Origin of the sequence: Kribbella sp. (genome assembly GCF_035655035.1) — a bacterium.
GTDB lineage: Bacteria > Actinomycetota > Actinomycetes > Propionibacteriales > Kribbellaceae > Kribbella.
Genome location: NZ_DASRVN010000582.1, coordinates 1 through 6643 on the forward strand (window position 1 = coordinate 1; position 6643 = coordinate 6643).

The window sequence follows — 6643 nt, forward strand, 5'->3', positions numbered from 1 at the left end:
CCGGTGCGGGTGCTGTGCTGCAGCCGGAACACCGTGTCCGGGTCGAACAGGTGCGGCTCGCCCTCGCGGCGCCACTGGTACTCGCCGCCGATCTCGAGCTTGCGGTGCGCGGGCAGGATGCCGTCGGCCGGGTACGCGCGCAGGTGCCGGCGGCGGACCTCCTCGGCGATCACGTCGAGCCCGACGCCGCCGAGCTTGGACGACGTACCGGTGAAGTACCGGTCGACCAGCTCCGGCGCGAGGCCGTTCGCCTCGAAGATCTGGGCACCCGTGTACGACGCCACGGTCGAGACGCCCATCTTCGACATCACCTTGAGGACGCCCTTGCCGAGCGACTTCACCACGTTGCGGATCGCCTGCTCCGGCTCGATCCCGGGCAGGTACGTGCCCTGGCGGCACAGGTCCTCGACGGACTCCAGCGCCAGGTACGGGTTGATCGCGGCCGCGCCGTACCCCATCAGCAGCGCGACATGGTGGACTTCGCGCACATCTCCCGCTTCGATCACCAGGCCGACCTGGGTCCGGGTCTTCTCCCGGACCAGGTGGTGGTGCACCGCGGCGGTCAGCAGCAGCGACGGGATCGGCGCGTGGTCGGCGTTCGAGTGCCGGTCGGACAGCACCAGGATCCGGGCGCCGTCCTTGATCGCCGCGCTCGCCTCGGCGCACAGCTCGTCGAGCCGTGCCTTCAGCGCCTCGCCGCCGCCCTCCACGTCGTACACGCCGCGCAGCACCGTGGTGGCCAGGCCGGGCATGTCGCCGTCGAGGTTGATGTGCCGGAGCTTGGCCAGCTCGTCGTTGGTGATCACCGGGAACGGGATCACCACCTGCCGGCAGGACGCCGGGCTCGGGCTGAGCAGGTTCGCCTCCGGGCCGAGGGACGATGACAGCGAGGTCACCAGCTCCTCGCGGATCGCGTCCAGCGGCGGGTTCGTGACCTGCGCGAACAGCTGCGCGAAGTAGTCGAACAGCAGCCGCGGCCGGTCGCTCAGCACCGCGATCGGGGTGTCGGTACCCATCGAGCCGATCGGCTCCGCCGCGGTCCGCGCCATCGGCGTCAAGATGACCCGCAGCTCCTCCTCGGTGTACCCGAAGACCTGCTGGCGGCGTGTCACGGACGCGTGACTGTGGACGACGTGCTCGCGCTCGTGCAGGTCCTCGAAGCGGATCAGGCCGGCGTGCAGCCACTCGTCGTACGGGTGCTCGGTCGCGAGCGCGTTCTTCACCTCGGTGTCGGTGATGATCCGGTGCGCGGCGACGTCGACCAGGAAGATCCGGCCGGGCTCGAGCCGGCCCTTCTCGGTCACGGTGGCCGGGTCGATGTCCAGCACACCGGCCTCGGAGGCCAGTACGACGAGGCCGTCGTCGGTCACCCAGTACCGCGAGGGGCGCAGGCCGTTGCGGTCCAGCACCGCGCCGACCTTCGTACCGTCGGAGAAGACCACCGACGCCGGGCCGTCCCACGGCTCCATCAGCGTCGAGTGGAACTCGTAGAACGCGCGCCGCTTCGGATCCATCGTGGTGGCGTTCTCCCACGCCTCCGGGATCATCATCAGCATCGCGTGCGGCAGCGAACGGCCGCCGAGGTGCAGGAGCTCGAGGACCTCGTCGAAGGACGCGGAGTCCGACGCTCCCGGCGTACAGATCGGGTAGAGCTGCTCCAGGTCACCCGGGATCAGGTCGCTGGCGAGGAGGGCCTCGCGGGCACGCATCCAGTTCCGGTTGCCCTGGACGGTGTTGATCTCACCGTTGTGCGCGATGTACCGGTACGGGTGGGCCAGCGGCCAGGACGGGAACGTGTTCGTCGAGAACCGCGAGTGCACGACACCGATCGCGGAGGCGAGGTCGGGGTCGGTCAGCTCCGGGAAGAACTTGTCCAGCTGGTCGGTGGTCAGCATCCCCTTGTAGGTGATGGTCCGGCCGGACAGCGACGGGAAGTACGTCGCGGTCTCCTTCTCGGCGCGCTTGCGCAGCCGGAAGGCCATCCGCTCCAGCGCCAGGCCGAGCACCCGGCCCACCTTCGCGGTCACGAACAGCTGCTTGAACGTCGGCATCACCGAACGCGCGGTCGCGCCGAGCAGGTCCGGCGTGGTCGGGATGTCCCGCCAGCCGACGACCGTCAACTGCTCCTCGGCCGCCAGTTCCTCGATCCGGTCGATCGCCTTCGCGGCGTCGTCGGGATCGGCCGGCAGGAACGCGATACCGGTCGCATAGCTGTGCGGGGCCGGCAGCTCGAAGTCACACGCCTTCCGGTAGAACGCGTCCGGCACCTGGATCAGGATGCCGGCGCCGTCGCCGGAGTCGGGTTCGGCACCGGACGCGCCGCGGTGCTCGAGGTTCCGCAGGGCGGTCAAGGCCTTGGCCACGATGTCGTGGCTGGGTTCACCGGTCAGGGTCGCGACGAAGGCAACACCACAAGCGTCGTGCTCGTGCTGTCCGTCGTAGAGTCCCTCGCTCGGGCGGTGTCGGCTGAAGATAGGCGGGCTACCAAACATCCAGGAGCTCCCGTCGTCCTACGGTCAAATACAACTGGCCGCGGGACAACACTGGCCCAAGCCGGGTGTCCCGAGACTACCTCATGACGCCCGCCAAATGGACCTTCTGTCCACCGCGCAACGCCTTGATGACCCTCAGTAAGCAAGCGCTCACTACTAGCCTCATATCTTCTCAGCCGACCGGCTCCGCAAACCACCCACGGCACCGGAAATTCACTTGCCGGGACTGATAGGCCGGACCCATGTCCTGGCAGCCCTCCCCCGACTGGACACCGCTCACCGCCGGCACCGGCCAGGCGACCGGCGGGGTCTGGCGTACGCCGTCCGCGGAGGTGGTGAAACGCCTAGTGCCCGGCGTGACCGATCCGCGGCATCACGCCTACTGGGAGCGGCAGGCGCTGGTCGCCGAGTCCGGCGTCGTCGCCTGTACGCCGGGACTGCGGGCGCCGGCCTGTACGGGCGTGCAGCGGGACGCGGACGGTATCACGCTCCGGATGGCCTACACCCCGCCGTACGACTGGTCCCCGGAGGCGCTGGCGGCCGCTCTGGGGCGTTTCGCGGCGTCTTCGGTGGCGGAGCCCGCCTGGGGTGCTCGCGACGTACTCCGGGACCGCCTGCGGACCGTGGAGCGCCGCGGTGGGTGGGCGGCGCTGGGCGGGTTGTCGACGCCTGCGATCGCGGAGCTGTGGAGACGGCGGGAGGCCGCGTTGGACGTACTGGACGCCCTCCCGCGGGTGCCGACGCACGGTGACGCCCATCCGGTGAATCTTCTCGGCCGGGACGGGGACGAGGTGGTAGCGATCGACTGGGAACAGTTCGGCCTGGGACCTGCCGGGTTCGACCTCGGTTATCTACTGCTCGGCACGGACGCGCCGCTCGACGCGGTTGTGGAGGACGGTGCAGCGCGGTGCGGGGCGGTGCTGGTGGCGGCGTACACAGGTGTTTCGCGGGCCGCTTGGGCGTTGGGCCAGCCCGAGCCCGGCGATCACGTGGAGCGGTTGGAAAGGCTGGCTCCGATCGTCGACGAGGCCGTCAGCCACGCTTCGTAGAAGGCCGGATAGCTGGGGAAACGAGCGGTGGTCGCCTCGATGAGGACGTCGGCCAGTTGTGGCGGCGCGTCGGGCAGCAGGAGTTGCGCTGTGCGTGCCATCACGTACGCCGTGGTCCGGGAGTCGATCGGTGCACCGAGGACGTGCTCCTCGGGTGCCATGTAGCTGCTGGAGCCGAACATCCGGCCCATGGTGTTGCGGACCGGGCCGCGGTGGTACAGATCCAGGTCGACGACGGTGAGCCGCCGGGCCGGGAAGTCGTACAGCATCGACGAGTTGTAGAAGTCGCACTGGACCCAGCCGGCGGCGTCGAGGGCCGCGTGCAGGTCGTACAGGGCGTTGAGAGCCGCGACGATCTCTCTGGTGGGAAGAGCCCGGAAACGCTCGCGGGTGGTTGGGTCGCCCAGCAGGTCGCCGTCGCGCCACTCGTAGACGAGGAGTGGGGTGGTCGGTGACTCGATCACGGTGTGCAGAGCAGGGAGGGCGGGATGTGCGACGGAACGTGCGAGGTCGACCGCGTTGCGGAGGAGTTTCACGCGGTCGGTGAGGTTCAGGTAGGCGTCGGGGGCTTCGGCGGTGGTCTTCACGAAGTAGCGGGCGGTTCCGGTCTGCACGCCGTACGAGATGTTGCCGGAGTCCTGGGGAGCGAAGCGGGCGAAGATGGTGCCTAGCTGGTCGAGGTACGTGGCCGGGTGGACGTCGATCGCGCCGGGAAACATCCCGCCGACCCTAGTGGAGGAACACCATGGCACTCAGCGATTTTCCGCGGTACCCGCTGCTGTTCGGCCCGAGCCCCGTGCACCCGCTGGAGCGGTTGTCGTCGTACCTCGGCGGCGCGAAGATCTGGGCGAAGCGCGAGGACTGCAACTCGGGCCTCGCGTACGGCGGCAACAAGACGCGCAAGCTGGAGTACCTGATCCCGGACGCGCTCGCGCAGGGCGCCGACACGCTCGTGTCGATCGGCGGCTACCAGTCGAACCACACCCGCCAGGTCGCCGCCGTCGCCGCCAAGGTGGGGCTGAAAGCCGTGCTGGTCCAGGAGAACTGGGTCGACTGGCCGGACGCGCTCAACGACCGGGTCGGCAACATCCTGCTCAGCCGGATCATGGGCGCCGAGGTACGGCTCGACCCGGCCGGGTTCGGGATCGGGTTCAAGGACAGCTGGAAGCAGGCCCTCGCGGACGTGCAGGCGCGCGGCGGTACGCCGTACGCGATCCCGGCCGGCGCCTCGGACCACCGGCTCGGCGGGCTCGGGTTCGCCGGGTGGGCGGACGAGGTCGCGCAGCAGGAGCAGGAGCTCGGGATCTTCTTCGACACGATCGTTGTCTGCTCGGTCACCGGCTCCACCCACGCCGGGATGATCGCCGGATTCGCCGGCCAGGACCGCCCGCGCCGGGTGATCGGCATCGACGCCAGCGCCAAGCTCCAGGAGACCCGCGACCAGGTCGAGCGGATCGCCCGCAACACCGCGGACCTGATCGGCCTCGGCCGCGACCTCCGCGCCGACGAGATCACCGTCCTGGAAGGCTGGGCCGGCGACGAGTACGGCGTACCGGTGCAGTCCACCCTCGACGCGATCCGGCTGACCGGTCAGCTCGAAGGCATGATCATCGACCCGGTCTACGAAGGAAAGTCGATGGCCGGCCTGATCGACCTGATCCGGACCGGCGACATCCCCAGAACCGCCACCGTCCTCTACGCCCACCTCGGCGGCCAACCCGCCCTGAACGCGTACAGCGGCCTGTTCACCCAATCCCAGCCGATCGCTTAGTGGTCGCGCTTCGTGGGCCGGCGCCCCAGATACAGGGTTCTCGCCCGCGATCTTGGGCGCAAACCCTGCCTCCGATGGGTGGACCCCCAAGGAACTACGGGCGCGAGCGCCTAGCCGATGCCGGGTCCTACCAGGGTGCCGACGGAGTAGGTGAGGGCCGCGGCCGCGGCGCCGAGGAGGAGTTGGCGGAGGCCGGAGTACCACCAGGAGCGGGTGGTGACGCGGGAGACCACGGCGCCGCAGACGAAGAGGGCGGTCAGGGCGAGGATCAGGGACGGGATGACGTTGAGGGCGCCGAGCAGGTACGGCAGGAGCGGGACGAAGGCGCCGAGGGCGAAGCAGATGAACGAGGACGCGGCGGCGACGACCGGGTTCGGGAGGTCGGAGGGGTTGATGCCGAGCTCTTCGCGGACGTGTTCCTCGAGGGCCTGGTCCGGATTCGTGTGGAACTGCTTGGCGACCTTGCCGGCCAGGTCCGGGTCGAGGCCCTTCGCGCGGTAGGTCTCGGCGAGCTCGATCTCCTCGTCGATCGGGTGTTTCGCGATCTCGCCGCGTTCGACCTCGATCTCGGCGTGCGCGAGTTCGCGCTGGGAGGCGACCGAGGTGTACTCCCCCGCCGCCATCGAGAACGCCCCCGCCGCGAGTCCCGCGAGGCCGGCCAGCACGATGAACTTCGAGCCGGAGCTCGTACCCCCGTCCATGCCGGCGATCAGCGCGAAGTTCGACACCAGGCCGTCCATCGCCCCGAACACCGCCGGCCGCAGCCACCCGCCGGTCACGTCACGGTGCGAATGATCCCCCTGATGCTCCGCCGAAACCCGCGGAAACTCACTCACTTCAACCGCGGCCCACTGTGATGCGTCGGCCCCGGCGTCTCCGCCTCGGCAGCCGGCCCTCCGGCCGGCTCCGCCGAGGCTGCACCACTCGCCCCCGAACCCCCACCAGCAGCTGCCTGCCCGGCAGCCCCGCCGGCTCCAGTGCCCCGGTCGCCTGCCGCACCAGCTGCGGCGGCATCCTGCGCACCGCCGGCGCCAGTACCTCCTGCTGCGTCGTCGGCCGCGTCACCCGCCACGCCGTCGGCCGCGTCACCCGCCACGCCGTCGGCAGGCTTGCCAGCCGCCGGGCCGGAGGCGATGGACTCCTGGCCGGGGCGTTTGCGGGCGCTGATGATGAAGGCGAGGACGGCGAGCACGAACATGATCAGGGCCGTCCACACGTTCAGGCGGAGGCCGAAGATGTGGTTGACGGTGTCGATGCGCAGGTTCTCGATCCAGGCGCGGCCCGCGGTGTAGGCGGCGGCGTACAGGAAGAACGCGCGGCCGTGGCCGAGC

The 6643-nt window shown here is 69.9% G+C and carries 6 protein-coding genes; 2 read left to right on the plus strand and 4 right to left on the minus strand.

The window, feature by feature from the left end:
- On the minus strand, positions 1 to 2492 hold a 2492-nt coding region (locus VFF46_RS30955), incomplete at its 3' end, for a glutamate synthase central domain-containing protein (protein ID WP_325040774.1).
- A gap of 242 nt (positions 2493 to 2734) precedes the next feature.
- On the opposite strand from VFF46_RS30955, the gene VFF46_RS30960 reads away from it, so the two are divergent.
- Positions 2735 to 3541 (plus strand): aminoglycoside phosphotransferase family protein, encoded by an 807-nt coding sequence (locus VFF46_RS30960; protein WP_325040775.1) that lies wholly within the window; start codon positions 2735 to 2737, stop codon positions 3539 to 3541.
- Here the strand turns inward: VFF46_RS30960 and VFF46_RS30965 are convergent.
- Complete coding sequence (locus tag VFF46_RS30965) at positions 3478 to 4260, minus strand: hypothetical protein (RefSeq protein ID WP_325040776.1); 783 nt, start codon at positions 4258 to 4260, stop codon at positions 3478 to 3480. The two genes, VFF46_RS30960 and VFF46_RS30965, sit on opposite strands and share 64 nt — an antisense overlap.
- Positions 4261 to 4286: 26 nt before the next feature.
- Here VFF46_RS30965 and VFF46_RS30970 point away from each other — a divergent pair, with 26 nt between their 5' ends.
- On the plus strand, positions 4287 to 5312 hold the full coding sequence (locus VFF46_RS30970) for a 1-aminocyclopropane-1-carboxylate deaminase (protein ID WP_325040777.1): 1026 nt from the start codon (positions 4287 to 4289) through the stop codon (positions 5310 to 5312).
- 110 nt (positions 5313 to 5422) lie between these two features.
- Here the strand turns inward: VFF46_RS30970 and VFF46_RS30975 are convergent, their stop codons facing one another.
- On the minus strand, positions 5423 to 6091 hold the full coding sequence (locus VFF46_RS30975; RefSeq protein ID WP_325040778.1) for a VIT1/CCC1 transporter family protein: 669 nt from the start codon (positions 6089 to 6091) through the stop codon (positions 5423 to 5425).
- Between the two features lie 53 nt (positions 6092 to 6144).
- Positions 6145 to 6643: prolipoprotein diacylglyceryl transferase family protein (locus tag VFF46_RS30980; protein ID WP_325040779.1), on the minus strand; the 499-nt coding region annotated here is incomplete at its 5' end.